Source organism: Kocuria rosea subsp. polaris, from assembly GCF_001483755.1.
Lineage (GTDB): Bacteria > Actinomycetota > Actinomycetes > Actinomycetales > Micrococcaceae > Kocuria > Kocuria cellulosilytica.
The window spans coordinates 35,115-52,948 of sequence record NZ_LQBK01000002.1 but is presented as its reverse complement, the minus strand read 5'-3'; the positions used below and the strand labels follow the sequence as shown (position 1 = coordinate 52,948).

At 74.5% G+C, this 17,834-nt stretch carries 15 protein-coding genes; 6 read left to right on the top strand and 9 right to left on the bottom strand.

Features of this window, described 5'->3' with window-relative positions:
* Positions 1 to 65 precede the first annotated feature (65 nt).
* The gene (locus tag AVL61_RS00410; RefSeq protein WP_058872401.1) at positions 66 to 1,814 is read left to right on the top strand and encodes a bifunctional 3'-5' exonuclease/DNA polymerase; all 1,749 of its coding nucleotides are present in this window, start codon (positions 66 to 68) and stop codon (positions 1,812 to 1,814) included.
* 79 nt (positions 1,815 to 1,893) lie between these two features.
* On the opposite strand, the gene AVL61_RS00405 is transcribed toward AVL61_RS00410, so the two are convergent.
* From AVL61_RS00405 to nth, 3 genes are all read right to left on the bottom strand, one after another.
* Positions 1,894 to 5,601: an nSTAND1 domain-containing NTPase gene (locus AVL61_RS00405; protein WP_058872400.1), complete on the bottom strand. Its 3,708-nt coding sequence runs from the start codon at positions 5,599 to 5,601 to the stop codon at positions 1,894 to 1,896.
* A 108-nt stretch (positions 5,602 to 5,709) separates the two neighbouring features.
* Positions 5,710 to 6,399: an NUDIX hydrolase gene (locus AVL61_RS00400; protein WP_157571242.1), complete on the bottom strand. Its 690-nt coding sequence runs from the start codon at positions 6,397 to 6,399 to the stop codon at positions 5,710 to 5,712.
* Positions 6,400 to 6,485: 86 nt separating this feature from the next.
* Entirely contained in the window at positions 6,486 to 7,361 is an 876-nt protein-coding gene (gene nth, locus AVL61_RS00395) for an endonuclease III (protein WP_058872398.1), read from the bottom strand.
* Positions 7,362 to 7,535: 174 nt separating this feature from the next.
* On the opposite strand from nth, the gene acs reads away from it, so the two are divergent.
* Both acs and aroQ read left to right on the top strand, forming a co-directional pair.
* The gene (gene acs, locus AVL61_RS00390; protein WP_058872397.1) at positions 7,536 to 9,485 is read left to right on the top strand and encodes an acetate--CoA ligase; all 1,950 of its coding nucleotides are present in this window, start codon (positions 7,536 to 7,538) and stop codon (positions 9,483 to 9,485) included.
* Positions 9,486 to 9,586: 101 nt separating this feature from the next.
* The gene (gene aroQ, locus AVL61_RS00385; protein WP_058872396.1) at positions 9,587 to 10,036 is read left to right on the top strand and encodes a type II 3-dehydroquinate dehydratase; all 450 of its coding nucleotides are present in this window, start codon (positions 9,587 to 9,589) and stop codon (positions 10,034 to 10,036) included.
* A gap of 4 nt (positions 10,037 to 10,040) precedes the next feature.
* On the opposite strand, the gene AVL61_RS00380 is transcribed toward aroQ, so the two are convergent.
* Positions 10,041 to 11,204 carry a MarP family serine protease gene (locus AVL61_RS00380; protein WP_058872395.1) on the bottom strand — a complete coding sequence of 388 codons (1,164 nt, stop codon included), beginning with the start codon at positions 11,202 to 11,204 and terminating at the stop codon, positions 10,041 to 10,043.
* A gap of 254 nt (positions 11,205 to 11,458) precedes the next feature.
* Here AVL61_RS00380 and AVL61_RS00375 point away from each other — a divergent pair, with 254 nt between their 5' ends.
* Complete coding sequence (locus tag AVL61_RS00375) at positions 11,459 to 12,136, top strand: Crp/Fnr family transcriptional regulator (protein ID WP_017832519.1); 678 nt, start codon at positions 11,459 to 11,461, stop codon at positions 12,134 to 12,136.
* A 104-nt stretch (positions 12,137 to 12,240) separates the two neighbouring features.
* Here AVL61_RS00375 and AVL61_RS00370 read toward each other — a convergent pair whose 3' ends face one another.
* Genes AVL61_RS00370 through AVL61_RS00360 form a run of 3 tightly spaced genes read right to left on the bottom strand, consistent with a single transcriptional unit; the run spans position 12,241 to position 13,872 of the window.
* Entirely contained in the window at positions 12,241 to 13,167 is a 927-nt protein-coding gene (locus tag AVL61_RS00370; RefSeq protein WP_231738220.1) for an NUDIX hydrolase, read from the bottom strand.
* Positions 13,151 to 13,636: a RidA family protein gene (locus AVL61_RS00365; RefSeq protein WP_058872394.1), complete on the bottom strand. Its 486-nt coding sequence runs from the start codon at positions 13,634 to 13,636 to the stop codon at positions 13,151 to 13,153. Before AVL61_RS00365 ends, AVL61_RS00370 begins: the two co-directional genes overlap by 17 nt.
* Positions 13,637 to 13,677: 41 nt before the next feature.
* Positions 13,678 to 13,872, bottom strand: a complete 195-nt coding sequence (locus AVL61_RS00360; RefSeq protein WP_031282517.1) for a DUF4177 domain-containing protein — start codon at positions 13,870 to 13,872, stop codon at positions 13,678 to 13,680.
* Between the two features lie 91 nt (positions 13,873 to 13,963).
* Here AVL61_RS00360 and AVL61_RS00355 point away from each other — a divergent pair, with 91 nt between their 5' ends.
* Together AVL61_RS00355 and AVL61_RS00350 are read left to right on the top strand one after the other, a co-directional pair.
* Positions 13,964 to 16,120, top strand: a complete 2,157-nt coding sequence (locus AVL61_RS00355) for a transglycosylase domain-containing protein (protein WP_058872393.1) — start codon at positions 13,964 to 13,966, stop codon at positions 16,118 to 16,120.
* A 14-nt stretch (positions 16,121 to 16,134) separates the two neighbouring features.
* The gene (locus AVL61_RS00350) at positions 16,135 to 17,058 is read left to right on the top strand and encodes a metallophosphoesterase (protein WP_058872392.1); all 924 of its coding nucleotides are present in this window, start codon (positions 16,135 to 16,137) and stop codon (positions 17,056 to 17,058) included.
* Here the strand turns inward: AVL61_RS00350 and AVL61_RS00345 are convergent.
* Positions 17,048 to 17,671: an RBBP9/YdeN family alpha/beta hydrolase gene (locus AVL61_RS00345; protein ID WP_058872391.1), complete on the bottom strand. Its 624-nt coding sequence runs from the start codon at positions 17,669 to 17,671 to the stop codon at positions 17,048 to 17,050. The two genes, AVL61_RS00350 and AVL61_RS00345, sit on opposite strands and share 11 nt — an antisense overlap.
* Positions 17,668 to 17,826 (bottom strand): hypothetical protein, encoded by a 159-nt coding sequence (locus AVL61_RS18100; RefSeq protein ID WP_197412603.1) that lies wholly within the window; start codon positions 17,824 to 17,826, stop codon positions 17,668 to 17,670. Before AVL61_RS18100 ends, AVL61_RS00345 begins: the two co-directional genes overlap by 4 nt.
* Between the last annotated feature and the right edge of the window lie 8 nt (positions 17,827 to 17,834).

Below are 17,834 nucleotides of genomic sequence, written 5' to 3'. Positions count from 1 at the left end.
GCCCGGGGGCGTGTGCAGTCCGGGCACCGGCCTAGCGTGACGGACCCGTGCAGGACAATGGGCGGATGCACATCGTGGTGGGACCAGCGCAGGACGGCGGCGGCGGGCACCGGGTCCAGCCCCTGACGGGCGCCGGCGCCCCGGACGGCCCCGGGATCGACGTGCCCGCCGGGGAGCTGGCGGCGTTCGTCACCGGGCGCGAGGAGACCGCCCGGCGGGACGGGTCCACCCCGCCGCGCTGGACCTGGGAGCGCACGGGCGCGGTCTATCCGCAGCTGCTGGCCGCCGGCGCCCGGGTGGAGCGCTGCCACGACCTGCGGCTGTGCCAGGCGATCCTGGCCACGGCCGCCACCGCCCACGGGTCCGGCGCCGAGGGCCCGCTGCCCTACGAGCCGGTGCTCGCCCCGCTGCCCGCCGACGAGGCCCCCGGGCTGCTCCCGCCGCCGTCCCCCGCCGAGGACCAGTCCAGCCTCTTCGACCTTCCCCGGGCCACGGGCCCCGGCACGGCGGTGCTGGTCGAGGAGCTGCGCGCGCAGCTCACCGCGGTGGCGGGCGCCGTGGACCCGCGCCGGCTGACCCTGCTCCTGGCCGCGGAGTCCCAGGGCGCGCTGATCGCCGCGGAGATGCAGCACGCCGGGGTGCCCTGGCGGGAGGACGTGCACCGGGCCCTGCTGGAAGACGCGCTGGGCCCCGAGCCGGCGCCCGGGGAGCGGCCCCCGCGGATGGAGGCGACCGTGGCCCGGCTGCGGGAGGCGCTGCACGCCCCGGGGCTGAACCCGGACTCCCCGCAGGAGCTGCTCAAGGCCATGCGGGCGGCGGGGATCGACGTGACGAGCACCCGGCAGTGGGAGCTCGTGGAGTGGGCGCGGGCCGTGCCCGGCCTGGCCGCCCGGCGCCAGGAGCTGATCGAGCCGGTCCTGGAGCACAAGAAGCAGGCTCGGCTGCTCAGCGCCAACGGGTGGCACTGGCTGGCCACGTGGGTGCGGGACGGCCGCTTCCGCCCGGAGTACGTGGTGGGCGGGGTGGTCACCGGACGCTGGTCGGCCCGCGGCGGGGGCGCCCTGCAGATCCCGCACGTGGTGCGGGACGCCGTGCGGGCGGACCCGGGGCGCGTGCTCGTGGTGGCCGACGCCGCCCAGCTCGAGCCGCGCGTGCTGGCGGCGCTGGCCCACGACGACGCCCTGGCCGCCGCGTCCCGCGGCCGCGACCTCTACCAGGCCATCGCGGACCTCGGCGAGGAGCGGGGCTCGGAGCTGACCGAGCGCCCGCAGGCGAAGGTCGCGATGCTGGGCGCGATGTACGGGGCCACCACCGGCCAGTCGGGCCGGCTCATGCCGCACCTGGCCCGGATGTTCCCCCGCGCCGTGGACTACGTGGAGCGGGCGGCGCGCGTGGGCGAGACGGGCGGGCAGGTGTGCACGCACCTGGGCCGCTGGTCCCCCCGGCCGGGCCCGGAGTGGGACGCGGCGCAGCGGGACACCGCCACCGCGGAGGCCGAGCGGCGCGCCGGGGCGATGGCCCGCGGCCAGGGCCGGTTCACCCGCAACTTCGTGGTCCAGGGCACGGCGGCCGAGTGGGCCGTGTGCTGGATGGGCGCCATCCGCTCGGCGCTGGCGCGGGAGGGCGTCGACGCGGAGCTCGTGTTCTTCCTGCACGACGAGGTCGTGCTGCACTGCGCACGGGAGGACGCCGAGCGGGCCGCCGAGCTGGTCCGCGGCTGCGCCGAGCAGGCGGCCCGGCTGGTGTTCGGGCGGATCCCCGTGGAGTTCCCCGTCAGCGTGGCCGTGGTGGAGTCCTACGCGGACGCGAAGTGAGCCGCCCTCGGCAGAGGACCCAGCAGAAGGCCCAGCACGGGACTCGGCAGAGGGGTCCGCAGAGGACGCAGCACGGGACTCAGCACAGGTCCTGGTAGGGGGCGCCCGTCACGTGCCGGCGCCACTCGTCCTCGGTGATGGGGTCGCCCCGGTTGCTGCAGATCGCCTCGACCGCGTCCTCGGTGTCGACCAGCCAGCTGCGCACCACGCCGTCGTCGCCGGTGGCGACCAGACGGTCCTCCACGAAGCGCACGTCGTTCATCCGGTCGCCGGCGGCGGACAGGGCCGCGTGGACCGCCAGGTCCGCGGCGCCCACGGTCCACATCCACACGAACTTGTCGCCGGAGGCGCCGGCCAGCAGGGTGCCGTCCTCGGAGAAGTGCAGTCCCTTGACGGAGGACAGGGCGTCCGAGGTCTCCGCCACCGGCCGGGGGGCGGCGGGATCCGCGACGTCCCAGAGGCGCACCCGGCCGCCCTCGGTGCCCACGGCCAGCAGCTCCGCCACCGGGGAGAACGCGATCGAGGTGGCGACGGAGTCGAGGGCCAGCTCCGCGGTGCGCCGCGGCGCGGCGGGGTCGGTGACGTCCCAGAGCTCCACGCCGTTGGCGTCGTCGGCGGCGGCCAGGAGCGTGCCGTCCGCGTCGAAGCGGGCGGCCTCCGTGCCGCCGAGCGGAATGCTCGCCACCCGCCGGACGGGTCCCTCCGGGGCGCGGCGCAGGAGGGCGATCTCGGTGCCGACCTCGGACCACGCCGCGATCGTGCCGCCGTCCGTCGTGACGTCGGCGCCGGTGACGCCCGCGCCGATGGCGTCGGCCCGCTCCGGCGCCTGCGGGCGCCCGTCCTCCAGGGGCCACACGAGGACGTCCCCGTCCTCCGTGCCCCCGGCCACGAACGAGGCGTCCGGGGCCACGGCCCCGGCGTACCAGAGGGCCTCCCCGGCGGGGGCCTCCGGGGGCGGCAGCGGCCGGGGGGACTCCTCCGTGACGTCGAAGAGGGAGACGATGTCGGGGCCGATGCCGACGGCGCTCAGCACGGTGTGCTCCCGGTCCACGGAGAGCTGGTAGACGGGTTCGCCCCGCCGTTCGATGACGGGTCCCCGCCGGTCCCAGGCGCGCGTGGTGCCGTCCTGGGAGGTGGTGAGCACCCGGTCGCCCACGCGCAGGGCGCTGGTGACCCGGGCGGCGGTGGGGAAGGAGTCCACGCGCGCGAGGTCGGAGAGCCGGTGCACGTAGGCGCTCTGGTCGAAGCTGGCGGCCACGACGTGCTCCCCGTCCGGGGTGAGGGCGACGTCGCTGATCCAGCTGCCGAAGTCCGTGATGGTCCCGGAGCGGGAGACCTGCTCCCCCTCGACGTCGTAGAGCCGCAGCTCGCGGGCGCTCAGCCCCGCGGCGAGGCGCGCGCCGTCGTCGCCGAGGTCCAGCGCCCGGACGACCCGCCCGGTCGGGACCGGGTCGAGGCGCTGCGTGCGGCGGCCGTCCGTGGCGTACCGGACGATCTCCCCGGACGTCCCGCCCGCGTACACCGTGCCGTCGGGCGCCGCCGCGAGGGCCAGGACGTCGGCGTCCTCCCCCAGCGCCAGGGGCGGCAGCCGCACGGGGGCGCGGGGGTCGTCGAGGGACCAGCGCAGCACCTCGCCGCGGGCCCCGGCGAGCAGCTGCCGGCCGTCGGGCGAGAGGACGAGCGCGTTGACCGGCGTCTCCGCGCCCACGGCGAGACCGCCCAGCCGGCGGGCCGGGCGGTCGGTGACGTCCCACAGGCTCACGTGCCCGCGCCCGCCCACCGCCGCGAGGACGCGGCCGTCCACCGCGCGGAGGTCCACGTCGCCGAGCCCGGGGGCGCCGTCGACCACGGCCAGGTCCTCCCGGTTCTCGTGCAGGCTGCTGCTGTCCCGCCACACGGACAGCCGGCCGTCCCCCGCGGCCCGGGCGACGACGGAGCCGTCGTCCAGCGCCGCGAGCCGGGACGCGCCGTCCGGGCCGAGCCACCGCTCCGGGGCGTTCACCGCGGTCGCGTCGATCAGGGCGGAGGTGCCCTCCCGCGTGGGGGCCATCCGGTAGGCCGCGAGGCTGAGCTGCGAGGCCAGGTTGGGCGACTCCCCGCGGATCCGTGAGGCCTCGAGCGCGGTCTGGCGGGAGAGCGCCTCGTCGCGGGCGGTCTCCGCGACGGTCTGGAAGCGCTCCGCCCGGAGGCCCAGGGCGCCCGCCACCACGGCCGCGCAGACGGCCAGCGCCAGCAGGACGAGGGCCACGTGGCCGCGCCGCTCGATCTCCCGGGCGCTGCGCTTCTGCCGCTCCAGGGCGTCCTCGTAGTGGCGTTCGCTCTCCTCCAGGTACTCGCGCTCGGCCGGGCTCAGCAGCGCCTGCTGGCGCGGGTCCCCGGTCCAGTCCCGGAAGGACGCGAGCTGGCCCAGCGGGATCAGCGCGAGCGGGTCCCGGTCGTTGGCCAGCCACATCTGCGTGGCGCGCTGCAGCTGCTGCCGGACGTAGAGGTCGCGGCGGCTGTCCTCGATCCAGCGGCTGAGCCGGGACCAGTGGTCCAGCAGGGTCTCGTGGCTGAGCTGGATCTCGTCCCGGTCGATGGTCAGCAGCCGGGCGCGGGCGAAGTCCTCGACCACCGCCGCCCCGCCCTCCGGCAGCTCCTCCCGGAGCACCGGGGTGCGCACGACCGTGGCGGAGGTCCCGGTGCCGACCACGCGCACCAGCCGCAGGAACACCGCCCGGGCCACCTCCCGCTCCCGCGGGCCCAGCCGGGCGTGCACCTCCTCGGCGCGGCGCTCCACGGCCTCCGTGATGCCGCCCGCCGCGTGGTAGTCGGCCACCGTCAGCTCCCGGGAGCGGGCGTGCTCCCAGGTCCCGAGCATCGCCTGGGAGAGCAGCGGGAGCAGGCCCACGCCGACCTCCGTGCCGCGGGGGGCGACGTCCCGCAGGACCACCTCCACCAGGTCCGGGGAGACGCGGGCGCCGACCGCGGCCGCGGGGCCCACCACGATCTGCTCGAGCTGCTCCCGGGTCAGCGCGCCGAGCAGCACCGGCCGCTCCAGGGCGGCGCGCAGCTCGGCGTGCCGGCTGGCCGTGCCGAAGAAGTCCGCCCGCAGGCCGACCACGACCACCCGGTCCCGGCTCGCCGCGGCGAGCCGGTCCAGGAAGCGCCCGGGCTCCTCGTCGTCCCGGGCGCCCGTCCAGAGCTCCTCGAGCTGGTCGACGACGAGCAGGTCCGGTGCCGTCCCGACGGCCTCCGCGAGCCGGTGCACGGGGTCGAGGCCCGGGGTGGTGGCCACGGCGCTCCATCCGTGCAGGGGCCCGCCCGCGGCCCGCAGCCGGCCGAGCAGTCCCGCGCCCAGCAGCGAGGACTTGCCTGCCCCGGAGGCCCCGACCACGGCCAGGATGCGGGGCCCGTCCGCGTCGGCGAGCCGGGCCACCCGCTCGTCGAGCACGGCGATCTCCGCGGCGCGGCCGAAGAAGTGCGCCTCGTCCTCGGGACGGTAGGAGCGCAGGCCCACGTACGGGGTGGAGTCCGGCCGGACGGGGGTGCGGGAGCGGTTGACGTCCGCCCACCACAGCTCGGCCGGGCGCTCGTCGGTCAGCCCGAGGGCGTCCAGCAGGGCCGTGAACTCCCCGCGCAGGGCCGGTCCGGGCAGGTGCGCCCCGCTGAGCCAGCCCTGGATGGTGCTGGCGGGGACCCGGCACGAGGCCGCCAGGGCGCGCACCGACAGGCCGCGGCGGCGGCGGGCGGCGCTGAGCTGCTCGGCGAGCCGGGGCCGTTCGGCGCCGGGTCGGGGCGAGGCCACCGGGAGCCTCCTGGGGGGTCGTGGACACGGGGGACCCTGGCATCGTAAGGCGGCTTGCCGGCGCACCGGCAATGTTGCGCGCCGGGGGCGTCATGGGCCCGGGACGTGCTAGAGCGGGGCGGGCCGGACCCGGCCTGCGTCCCAGGGCACGGCCCAGCCGAGCGCCGTGAGCACCCGGTCCAGGAGCACTCCGGTGAACCCCCAGACGGTCACGGTGGACGCGGTGCCGGCCACGGGGACCGTGAAGGCGGGCGAGCGGTAGGTCTGCCGCCCGCGCGTCACGGTGGCGGAGTGCCGGTTGGCCGGGTCGATGAGGTCCAGCACGGGGACGCGGAACACCAGGGAGGACTCGGCGTGGTCCACGACGTCCACCGGCGAGGACTCCCGCCACCAGCCCAGCACCGGGGTGACGAGGTGGTTGGAGACGGGCAGCGGCACCGGGGCGAGGGCGCCGAGCACCTCCACGCCCCGCGGGTCCAGCCCGGTCTCCTCCTCGGCCTCGCGGACGGCGGCGCGCACGTGGGCGGCGCTGACCTCTCCCCCGGGCACGGACAGCACCTCGTGCAGGTCCCCGTCCTCGGGGTCCAGCCGGCCGCCCGGGAAGGCCACCTGGCCGGGGTGGGAGCGCAGCGTCGCGGCCCGCTGGACGAGCAGGACGTCGAGGTCCCGCCCCACCCCCTCCCCGTGCTCGGCGGCGCGCGAGGGCAGGTCGTCGAGCGCCCCGAAGAGGATCAGCACGGCCGAGCGGCGGTAGTTCTCGTCGATCCTGCCGATCCGCCACGGCTCGCGGTCCTCCATCTGCAGCAGCCGGCCGTTGCGGGCCACCCGCAGCAGGTCCTGGTAGGCGTCGCCCGTGCGCCGTCCTCCCCGCCCGTCGGTGCCGCTCACGAGCTCAGGGGCCAGCCGTCGGCCTGCAGCTCGGCCCGGGTCCGGCCGGCGAGGAACAGCTCCAGCAGCTCCTCCCGGCCCGGGGCGAACTCGTACTTGAGCAGCGCCGCCGCCTGGGCCGTGTCCGTGGGTCCCTCGCCGTAGGACGGGCAGAGGTCCGCGACGGGGCACACCCCGCACGCGGGCCGCCGGGAGTGGCAGATGCGCCGCCCGTGGTAGACGAGCCGCTGGGACAGGTCGGTCCAGTCGCGGGGCTCGAACAGCGCGGCGACGTCCCGCTCGACCTTGACCGGGTCCTCCTCCTCCGTCCAGCCGAAGCGGCGGGCCAGCCGGCCGAAGTGGGTGTCCACGGTGATCCCCGGGATCCCGAACGCGTTGCCGAGCACCACGTTGGCGGTCTTGCGGCCCACCCCGGGCAGGGTGACAAGGTCCTCCAGCCGCCCGGGCACCTCGCCGTCGTGGTCGTCCACGATCTTCTGCGCGAGCGTCCGGATCGCCCGGGTCTTGGCCCGGTAGAAGCCGAGCGGGCGGATGATCTCCTCGATCTCCGCCTCGTCCGCCTCGGCCAGCGCCCGCGGCGTGGGACAGGCGGCGAACAGCCGCGGCGTGGTCGCGTTCACGCGCACGTCCGTCGTCTGGGCGGAGAGCACCGTGGCCACGAGCAGCTCGTACGGGGAGCGGAAGTCCAGCTCGGCGACCGCGTACGGATACGTCTCGGCGAGCACCGCGTTGATCCGGCGGGCCCGCCGCTTGCGCGCCAGCGGGGACTCCGGCGCGCCGGTCCGGCGGCGCCGTGCGGCACCGGCGCGCGCCTTGGCGGGGTCCACGACGCGCAGGTGGGCGGGCGGACGGGGCACAGCGGGGAGGACCATGCCCCGATTCTAGGCGGGGCGCCCGGAGCGCTTCCGTGACTCGGCGCGGCGTGGCCTCTGTGGAACCGGGTGCACCGATCGTCTAGGGTGAAAACGACACTATGTGAGCTGTGACACGGACGTCCGGTGCCTCCGGGAGTCCGTGCGCGGTGTGCCACGAGAAGGGAAGACCACATGGCTTCGGAGACCACACCTGTCGAGACCAAGACCTTTGCCCCGAGCCCCGAGTTCGCGGCCCAGGCCAATGCCACCGCGGAGCTGTACCGGCAGGCGGAGGAGGAGGGTGTCGACTTCTGGGGCCGCCAGGCACGGGAGCTGCTGAGCTGGAACAAGGAGTTCACCGAGGTCCTCGACTGGACCAACCCCCCGTTCGCGAAGTGGTTCCAGGACGGCACCCTCAACGCGTGCTACAACGCCGTGGACCGCCACGTGGAGGCCGGCAACGGGGACCGGGTGGCCATCCATTTCGAGGGCGAGCCCGGCGACAGCCGCAGCTACACCTACGCCCAGCTCAAGGACGAGGTGTCGAAGGCCGCCAACGCCATGGAGAGCCTCGGCGTGACCAAGGGCGACCGCGTGGCCCTCTACCTGCCGATGATCGCCGAGGCCGTCATCGCGATGCTGGCCTGCGCCCGCATCGGCGCGATCCACTCCGTGGTCTTCGGCGGGTTCTCCGCGGACGCGCTGCTGTCCCGCGTCGAGGACGGCGAGGCGAAGCTCGTGGTCACCGCGGACGGGACCTTCCGCCGCGGCAAGCCCTCCATGCTCAAGCCGGCCGTGGACGACGCCCTGTCCCGCGGCGGCTCCACCGTGGAGCACGTGCTCGTGGTCCGCCGCAACGAGGCCGACATCGAGATGACCGAGGGCCGGGACGTGTGGTGGCACGAGGCCGTCGAGGCCGCCTCCACGGAGCACACCCCGTCCGAGCAGGGCGCCGAGGACCCGCTGTTCGTGCTCTACACCTCGGGGACCACGGGCAAGCCCAAGGGCATCATGCACACCACGGGCGGCTACCTCACCCAGGGCGCGTTCACCCACAAGTACGTGTTCGACCTCAAGCCGGAGACGGACGTCTACTGGTGCACCGCCGACGTCGGGTGGGTCACCGGGCACTCCTACGTCGCCTACGCGCCCCTGGTCAACGGCTCCACCCAGGTGATCTACGAGGGCACCCCGGACTCCCCGCACCGCGGGCGCTTCTGGGAGATCGTGCAGAAGTACAAGGTGTCCATCATGTACACCTCCCCCACCGCGATCCGCACCATGATGAAGTGGGGCGAGGAGATCCCGGCGGAGTACGACCTCTCGTCCCTGCGGGTGCTCGGCACCGTGGGCGAGGCCATCAACCCCGAGGCGTGGACCTGGTTCCACCGGGTCATCGGCGGCGGCCGCTGCCCGATCGTCGACACGTGGTGGCAGACCGAGACCGGCGCCATCATGATCTCCCAGCTGCCGGGCGTGACGGTCGCCAAGCCGGGCTCCGCCCAGGTGCCGATGCCCGGCATCAAGGTCGACGTCGTGGACGACAACGGGCAGCCCGTGCCGAACGAGACCTCGGGCTTCCTCGTGCTGCGCGAGCCGTGGCCCGCGATGCTGCGCACCATCTGGGGCGACGACGACCGCTACGTGGACACCTACTGGTCCCGCTTCGGCGAGATGTACTTCGCCGGTGACGGCGCCAAGCGTGACGCCGACGGGGACGTGTGGATCCTCGGCCGTGTCGACGACGTCATGAACGTCTCCGGCCACCGCCTCTCCACCCCGGAGATCGAGTCCGCCCTGGTCTCCCACCCGTCCGTGGCGGAGGCCGCGGTGGTGGGCGCCACGGACGAGACCACCGGCCAGGCCGTGATCGCGTTCGTGATCCTCTCCGACCAGGCCGCGGCCGAGGACCGGGACAAGGCCGAGCTGTCCGAGGAGATGCGCGCCCACGTGGGCAAGGAGATCTCCCCGATCGCCAAGCCCAAGAAGGTGCTCATCGTCCCGGAGCTGCCCAAGACCCGGTCCGGGAAGATCATGCGCCGGCTGCTCAAGGACGTGGCCGAGGAGCGCGAGGTCGGCGACGTCTCGACCCTCGCGGACCAGACCGTGATGCAGCAGATCGTGGCCTCGCTCTCCCGGTAGTCCCGCGCGCCCCGCTCCGCAGCGCCCCCTCGCCCCTGCCGCGCGAGGGGGCGCTGCGGCGCCCGGGGGCCGGCCCGGTGCCCGGATGAGAGGATGCGGGCATGACCAGCACGCGCAGACCGATCTACGTCCTCAACGGCCCCAACCTCAACCTGCTCGGCGTCCGGCGCCCGGAGGTGTACGGCACCACGACGCTCGCGGACATCGAGGAGGCCGTGCGCGCCCGGGCCGCCGCGGGCGGCTGGGGCGTGGCGTTCCACCAGTCCAACCACGAGGGCGTCCTGGTGGACCTGATCCAGGAGGCCCGGACCGAGGGCGCGGCGATCATCATCAACCCGGCGGCGTTCACCCACTACTCGATCGCGATCCACGACGCGCTCGAGGCCGCGGAGCTGCCGGTGGTGGAGGTGCACCTGTCCAACGTGCACCGGCGCGAGCCGTTCCGGCACACCTCCTACGTGTCGCTGCAGGCGGACGCGGTGATCGCCGGGGCGGGCGCCCTCGGCTACGAGCTGGCGGTCGAGCACCTGCTGCGGACCCTCGAGGGCTAGGTCCTCAGGCCGCGCAGGCGCCGGAGTCCACGGCCCGGGTGCTGCCGCCGGTGGCGTCGAGCGCCCCGCGCAGCTCGTCGAGGGTCAGGGCGTAGCCGACCTGCCCCTCGAGGGCCTTGGCGAAGACGACGCCGACGACCGTGCCGTCCTGCGCCACGAGCGGGCCGCCGGAGTTGCCCTGCTGGACCTGCCCGGCCAGCTGGATGATCTCCATGGTCCCGCCGGTGCCCTGCACGGGGGCGAGCGCGGTGCCCTGCACGGTGGCGGGCCCGGCCGCGAACGGCCCGCCCAGCGGGTAGCCCATGAACGCGACCACGTCCCCGGCCGCGGGGTCCTCCCCGAGCGCCAGGGCGCGCAGCGGCAGGGACGGCGCGGAGAGGACGGCCAGGTCGGTGGCCGGGTCGAAGTAAACAACGTCGGCGGAGTGCACCTGGCCGTCCCGGGTCTGCACCACCGGTTCGTCCACCCCGGCCACCACGTGAGCGTTGGTCACCACCTGCCCGGCGGCGGTCACGAAGCCCGAGCCCGTCTGGTTCTGCCGGCACTCGACCGCCATGCCGTAGACCTGCACCACGGACTGCCCGGCCTCCTGGAAGGCGGGCGTGCTGACGCTCTCGTCGGGGGCCTCCTCGGCGGGGAACAGCAGGGCGTCCAGCTGACGGATGCCGGTGGCTCCGCCCACGGCGTTGCGCGCCTCGGTCACCGCCTCGCGCACGGGCCCGGGGGTGTTCTCGTCGATGGTGCGCAGCACGGTGGAGGACGCCACCTGCTGGGACAGGGTCGGGACGCCCAGCTGGCCGACGAGCGAGCCGAGCAGCGAGAGCACGAGCGCGGCGACGGCGACGTCCAGGGCCGCCCCGGCGATCCGGTTGAGCGCCCCCAGGCGCATCCGCTCGGTCACGGCGGACAGGGCGCGGCCCAGCACCCCGCCCAGCATCTGGCCCACCACCAGGAGGACGATCACGGTGACGAGCACGGCCCCCACCCGGTACTGCGGCTCCACCTGCGCGCTGACCCACGGAGCGGCCGAGAACGCCGCCACGCCGCCGAGCACGAGCCCGGCCAGGGAGAACAGGGAGTTGAAGAAGCCGCGGCTGAACCCGTAGAAGAGGTAGCCCAGCAGCACCACGGCCAGCAGGACGTCGAGCAGGTTGAAGGACGGGGACATCGGGTTCCTCTGCGGGTTCTGTGGGGCCGGCGGCCGGGGAGCGAGCCACCAGCATAGGGAGCCCGGCTGTGAGATGCGTGAGGCGTTCCTGTCGCCGCACCCGGCCCGCCACGCCCGTCCTTGGGAATCGCGCGCCGGAGACACTACAGTGAACGTCAGGTACGTTAGGTTGCTCACACACTGGTGCGGGCGACTCCCGCTGACATCGGCCGCCGCGGGCCACGGCCCGGCGGCGGCACTTCTTGAGGAGAACCATGGATATCGACGTCCTCCGCCGCGCTCCCCTGTTCGCGTCCCTGGACGACCAGGCGTTCGCCGCCCTCACCGAGGAGCTCACCGAGGTCGACCTCTCGCGCGGCTCCACGCTGTTCCACGAGGGCGACCCGGGCGACCAGCTCTACTTCATCATCTCGGGGAAGATCAAGCTCGGCCGCACAGCCCCGGACGGCCGCGAGAGCCTCGTGGCGATCATGGGCCCGGGCGAGCTGTTCGGCGAGATGGCCCTGTTCGACCCGAGCCCTCGGTCCACGTCCGCGACCGCCGTGTCCGAGACGCGCCTGGCCGGGCTCAAGCACGAGAACCTCAAGAAGGTCATCGAGCGCTCCCCCGACGTCTCGGCGCAGCTGCTGCAGGCCCTGGCCCGCCGGCTGCGGCGCACCAACGAGAGCCTCGCCGACCTCGTCTTCTCCGACGTGCCCGGCCGCGTGGCCAAGGCGCTGCTGGACCTGGCCGACCGGTTCGGCCGGCCCGCCACGGACGGCATCCTCGTGGCGCACGAGCTGACCCAGGAGGAGCTGGCGCAGCTCGTCGGCGCGTCCCGCGAGACGGTGAACAAGGCGCTGGCCGAGTTCGTCCAGCGCGGCTGGATCCGGCTCGAGGCGCGCGCCGTGGTGATCCTGGACCTGCAGCGGCTCAAGCAGCGCAGCCGCTGAGCCCCGCCCCACGGCAGCGGCCCGGTCGCCCTCGCGGGTGACCGGGCCGCTGCCGTGCCCGGTCCGGGTCACGGCGGGCGGACCGGGGCGGCCGGGACGAGGCCTCAGGAGAGGTCGAGGCGCAGCACGGGCCGGCCCTCGTGCACCTCGAGCACCGGGTTGCGGGCCACCACGGCCCGCTTCTTGGCGAGGAAGGCGATCGCCGAGGAGCACTCGGCGACGGACTCGAGCATGCACTGGACGCCCGGCGAGGAGAGGTCGTCGATCGTGCGGCCCACGGTGTCCTGCCGCCCCACGAGGTCCCCGAGCCAGCTGCCCTGGGGGTCGGCCACGGCCTGGGCGGCGTCCACCCACCGGCCCCAGACGCCCTTGGACTCCAGCACGGTCGGGGCCTGCCCGTCGGGGACCACCGCGGTGAAGTAGTGGATGTCGTAGCGGCGGTGGGCGAAGTCGGAGGTGACCCAGTGCGCGAGGGGCTTGAGCAGGTCGGAGCGCAGCACCAGGCGGCGCCGTCCCAGCACCTGGGCGAGGGACACGTCCCCCACCGCGAGCGCCTCCCGGGAGCGCATCCACTCGGCGCCCTCCACCGACTCGACGGTGCTCATCGAGTCCGCCCCCGCGAGCAGCACGCCGGCCTCCTCGAAGGCCTTGCGGACCGCGGCCACCACCGCGCGCCGGGCCCGGCCGAGGTCGCCCTCCATGCCGAGCTTGCGCGCCCAGTCCGAGGGGCTGGGGCCCGCCCAGTCGAGGGGGTCGTCGTCGTGGGACTCGAGGGTGCCGCCGGGGAAGCCCACGGTGCCGAGCGGGGAGTTGCCCGGCCGGTAGGTGAGGTAGGTCTCCACGCCGTGCTCGCCGTCCCGCACGAACACCACGGCGGCGGCCGGCGAGGGGGCGCTGCCCGGGATGCCGGCGCCGCGCTCGAGCCACGCCTGCGCGGCCTCGCGCTGGCCCTCCGGGATCTCGAACCAGCGCACCACGGGCAGGCGCCCCGTCCGCGGGGACGGGACCGGCGGTTCAGCGGAACTCGGCAACGAGCTCCACCTCGACCGGCGCGTCGAGCGGCAGGACCGCCACGCCCACCGCGGAGCGGGCGTGCACCCCCGCGTCGCCGAAGATCCGGCCCAGCAGCTCCGAGGCGCCGTTGATCACGCCGGGCTGGCCGGTGAAGCCGGGGTCGGAGGCGACGAAGCCCACGACCTTGACGACCCGGACCACCCGGTCCAGGTCCCCGACGGCCTCCTTGACCGCGGCCACGGCGTTGAGGGCGGCGCGGGCCGCGAGCTCGTGGGCGTCCTCCGGGGAGACGGTGCCCGCCGCCCCGGACGCGGACACCTTGCCGGTGGCGGGCAGCTGCCCGTCCACGAAGGGCAGCTGGCCCGAGGTGTGCACCCACGAGCCGGTGACCACGGCGGGCACGTAGGCGGCCACGGGGGCCGCGACCGCCGGGAGCTCGAGGCCGAGCTCGGCGATGCGGGTTTCGACGGCGGAGCCGTTGCGCATGGAAGTCCTCCGGGGTTCTCGGGGGCGGCGGCGTCGGGCCGTCAGCCCTTGGGGCGCTTGAAGTAGGCGATGGGGTTGGTCTGGACGGGCGCGTTCACGTTGCCGGCCGGGACGTCGGCGGGGGTGGAGCCGGGCAGCACGGTGACGAGCTCCCACCCGTCGTCGCCCCAGTTGTCGAGGATCTGCTTGGTGGCGTGGATCATGAGCGGCACGGTGGCGTATTCCCAGGTAGTCATGGCCCCAGCGTAGCCACGAACGCCCGGACGCGCTCCGCCGTGACGGGCGGCACACAGGCCGCGGCCGGGTTCGCGCTTGTAGACTGTCCGAATGGCTTCCCGCAAGTACCCTGCCGCGCAGGCACCGTCGGCCCTGGGCAACGTCGTCGCGTTCATCGCCACGAGCATCGTTGCCGGCATCGTGGCCGCCGGTCTCCTGGTCCCCCCCGCAGCCGCCACGGGCCTCGCCGCGAACGCCTCCATCGGGTGGTTCAAGGACCTCCCGGCCCAGATGGAGGCGGGGCCGATGTCGCGCGCCTCCACCGTGGTGTCCCGGGACGGGACGGAGATCGCCACGTTCTACGCGCAGAACCGCACCCCCGTGAGCCTGGACGAGATCTCCCCGCACATGGAGGCCGCGATCCTCGCCATCGAGGACCGCGACTTCTACGAGCACGGCGGCGTGGACCTCGGCGGCATACTGCGCGCCCTGGGCAACAACATCATCCGCCCGGACGCCCGCCAGGGCGCGTCGACCATCACGCAGCAGTACGTGAACAACCTGCTCATCGACTCGCAGGTGCGGGCCGGTGAGGAGGCCACGACCATCGGCGCCGACAAGGGCTACACGGACAAGATCAAGGAGATCAAGCTCGCCCTGTCCATGGAGCAGGAGCTGAGCAAGGACCAGATCCTCGAGGGCTACCTCAACATGGTGCTCTTCGGCGGGCAGAACTACGGCGTGGAGGCGGCGGCCCAGTACTACTGGGGCATCCCCGCGTCCGAGCTGAGCATCGCCCAGTCCGCCGTGCTGGCCGGAATGGTGCAGTCCCCCAACTACTACGACCCCGCCGCGAACCCGGAGGCCGCCACGGAGCGGCGCAACATCGTGCTGGACACGATGCTCACCACCGGCGCGATCACCCCGGAGGAGCACGCGGCCGCGGCCGCCGAGCCGATCGAGGTGGACCTCAATCCCACGAACTCCGGGTGCACGGCCGCCGAGATCGCCCCCTACTTCTGCGACTACGTGGAGAACTCCATCCTCCAGGACTCGGCGTTCGGCGAGACCCCCGAGGAGCGGCTCAAGACCCTGCAGCTCGGCGGGCTCACCATCACCACCACGCTCGACATCGAGGCCCAGCGCGCGGCCCAGGAGGCGGTCAACGAGACCCAGCCCCGGGACGACAACCCGGACAACGTCTCCACCGCGCTCGTCTCCCTCGAGCCCTCCAACGGGGACATCGTGGCGATGGCGCAGAACACCTACTACTCCACGGCGGAGGGCGACTCCAACACCACGTACAACTTCAACGTGGACTCGTGGATGGGCGGGGCCGGCGGCTTCCAGGTCGGCTCGACGTACAAGCCGCTGACCTACGCTGCCTGGCTCGACGCCGGCAACGGCGCCGAGGACGAGATCGACGCCACCCGGACCAAGTGGCCCGCCGACCACCGGTGGGACGCGTCCTGCCTGGAGCGCGGCTACAAGATCGAGCCCGGCAACAACGGCGAGGGCTTCGAGATCCAGAACGCGGAGCCCGGCTACACCCGGGAGATGGAGGCCGACTTCGGCCTGTACAACTCGATCAACACCGCGATCTACGCGATGGCGGAGGACCTCGACCTGTGCGACATCGGCGAGATCTCCGAGTCGCTGGGCATCGTCAACGGCAAGAACGGCGAGCCCGTGGACACCACGGTCCTGGCGTCCCTGCTGGGCGGTTCCGTGGACATCTCCCCGATGACCATGGCCCGGGCCTACTCCGCGTTCGCCAACCGCGGCGAGATGTGCGAGCCGCGCGCCCTCGAGCGGGTCGTGGACTACACGGGCAAGGAGTACGACATCCCCGAGACGTCCTGCGAGCGCGTCATCAGCGAGGACGTGGCCGACGGCGTGAACTTCGCGCTCAACCAGACCCTGATCCGCGGCTCGGGCTGGCAGCGGGAGATCGGCCTGCCGGGCGCCTCCGCGGCCAAGACGGGCACCACGGACAACTCGACCCAGACCTGGATGGTGGGCTACACCCAGGGCCTGGCCACCGCGTCGTGGGTCGGCAACTACGAGTTCGGCTCCCGGTCCCTGAACGGGCTGTCCATCGGCGGCGAGCGCACCGAGGGCGACGACTGGGTGGACGGCTCCACCTACGCCGGCGGCCAGTGGCAGCGGTTCATGCGCGAGGTGGCGCGGGACTACGACACGGACAAGTTCGAGGAGCCCGACGACGACGTGCTCGAGGGCCGCAACGGCACCTCGGAGCCCGGCTGATCCCGGCAGCGTCGATGGATCCCGTGCACACCCCCCGGAGCACGCCCGCGCCCGCCCTGCGGACCGCCGCCGCCGTGACGGCCGCCGGTGCCGCCACGGCGGCGGGCCTCGGCGCGTGGGGCGTCGTCGTCGAACGCCGCCGCTTCCAGCTGCGCACGGAGCGGCTCCGGCTGCTGCCCCAGGGCAGCGCGCCGCTGCGGATCCTGCACCTGTCCGACCTGCACGTGTGGCCGGGCCAGCGCGCGGTGCGCCGGTTCGTGCACTCGCTCGCGGACCTGGAGCCGGACCTCGTGGTGGACACCGGGGACAACCTCTCCCACCCCGGGGCCCTGCCGTGGCTGCTGGACGTCCTCGAGCCGCTGTTCCGCTTCCCCGGGGCCTACGTTCCCGGGTCCAACTGCTACTTCGCGCCGCGGCCCAAGAACCCGTTCCGCTACCTGTGGCGCGACACCTCCGGGGAGGGGCGGGACGAGGCGCCCCGGCTGCCCACCCAGGACATGCACGACGCGTTCGACGCCGCCGGCTGGACGCCGCTGATCAACCGCGCCGCGCGGATGGAGGTCGCGGGCCTGACCCTGGACCTCTCCGGGGTGGACGACCCGCACCTGGGCTACGACCGGCACCCCGGCTTCGGGGACCCCGCGACGGCGGACCTGCGCCTCGGGGTGGCCCACGCCCCCTACCTGCGGACCCTGGACCGCTTCGCGGCGGACGGCGCGCAGCTGGTGCTGGCGGGGCACACGCACGGCGGGCAGGTCTGCCTGCCGGGCGGGCGGGCGCTGGTCAGCAACTGCGACCTCGAGCCGGAGCGCTGCAAGGGGCTCATCACCCAGGGCGGGGTGCCGGTCAACGTCTCGGCGGGGCTGGGCACGTCCCGCTTCGCCCCGATCCGGCTGTTCTGCCCGCCGGAGGCCGTGCTGCTGACGCTCACGGACTGAGCGGGCCCCCGGTCTCCGCGCGCGCCGCGGCCCCGGGACCGCCGCGCGGCACCAGGGCGTCGAGCACGGCGGGCAGGCGGGTGACGCCGTCGGAGCCGCAGAAGTGCCCGGCCCCGGGCACCACCCGCACGGGGGCGCCGAGGCGCTCGGCGAGTGCCTCGGTGGCGGCCGCCGGCACGGTCGGGTCGTCGTCGGAGCGCAGCACCAGCCGGCGCCGGGCGTGCGCGCGCACCGCGGAGACGTCCACGTCCTCGGCGAGGAACCCGTCCAGCAGCGGCACGGACCCGAGCGGTCCCGTGAAGCCGGCCACGAGCACCAGCCCGCCCAGCTCCCAGGGCCGGGGCAGGCCGGCGAGGTGGCGCAGGAGGGTGACGCAGCCGAGGCTGTGACCGACCAGGTGGGTGTGCCGGTCCGGCACCCCCACCGCGCGCGCCACGGCGGCCAGCCACGCCCCGGCCTCCGGGAAGGACGGCTCCGGGAGCTCCACGACGTCCGTCCGCACGCCCTCGGCGGTCAGCCGGTCGCGCAGCCACGGGAACCAGTGCTGGTCGGGCGCGGCGTCGTAGCCGTGCACCACCACGACCCTCCGGACGTCCGGCTCCGGGCGGTTCACCCGGAGATCTCGGGGACCGCCACGATGATCCGGTGGTTGGTCTCGTCGCACAGGTACATCTCGACCGTCCCCTCGGGGACGGGCCCGCCCTCGGGCCACTGGTCCTCAGGGATCTGGCGCAGGGGTCCGCCGCAGGAGGGGCAGATGGGGTCCATGGTGGTCT

Bases quoted from the DNA above. Each gene is read 5' to 3' on its own strand.
- AVL61_RS00410 (WP_058872401.1), top strand. From the start codon at position 66: ATGCACATCGTGGTGGGACCAGCGCAGGACGGCGGCGGCGGGCACCGG.
- AVL61_RS00400 (WP_157571242.1), bottom strand. From the start codon at position 6,399: ATGGAGGACCGCGAGCCGTGGCGGATCGGCAGGATCGACGAGAACTAC.
- nth (WP_058872398.1), bottom strand. From the start codon at position 7,361: ATGGTCCTCCCCGCTGTGCCCCGTCCGCCCGCCCACCTGCGCGTCGTG.
- acs (WP_058872397.1), top strand. From the start codon at position 7,536: ATGGCTTCGGAGACCACACCTGTCGAGACCAAGACCTTTGCCCCGAGC.
- aroQ (WP_058872396.1), top strand. From the start codon at position 9,587: ATGACCAGCACGCGCAGACCGATCTACGTCCTCAACGGCCCCAACCTC.
- AVL61_RS00380 (WP_058872395.1), bottom strand. From the start codon at position 11,204: ATGTCCCCGTCCTTCAACCTGCTCGACGTCCTGCTGGCCGTGGTGCTG.
- AVL61_RS00375 (WP_017832519.1), top strand. From the start codon at position 11,459: ATGGATATCGACGTCCTCCGCCGCGCTCCCCTGTTCGCGTCCCTGGAC.
- AVL61_RS00365 (WP_058872394.1), bottom strand. From the start codon at position 13,636: ATGCGCAACGGCTCCGCCGTCGAAACCCGCATCGCCGAGCTCGGCCTC.
- AVL61_RS00360 (WP_031282517.1), bottom strand. From the start codon at position 13,872: ATGACTACCTGGGAATACGCCACCGTGCCGCTCATGATCCACGCCACC.
- AVL61_RS00355 (WP_058872393.1), top strand. From the start codon at position 13,964: ATGGCTTCCCGCAAGTACCCTGCCGCGCAGGCACCGTCGGCCCTGGGC.
- AVL61_RS00350 (WP_058872392.1), top strand. From the start codon at position 16,135: ATGGATCCCGTGCACACCCCCCGGAGCACGCCCGCGCCCGCCCTGCGG.
- AVL61_RS18100 (WP_197412603.1), bottom strand. From the start codon at position 17,826: ATGGACCCCATCTGCCCCTCCTGCGGCGGACCCCTGCGCCAGATCCCT.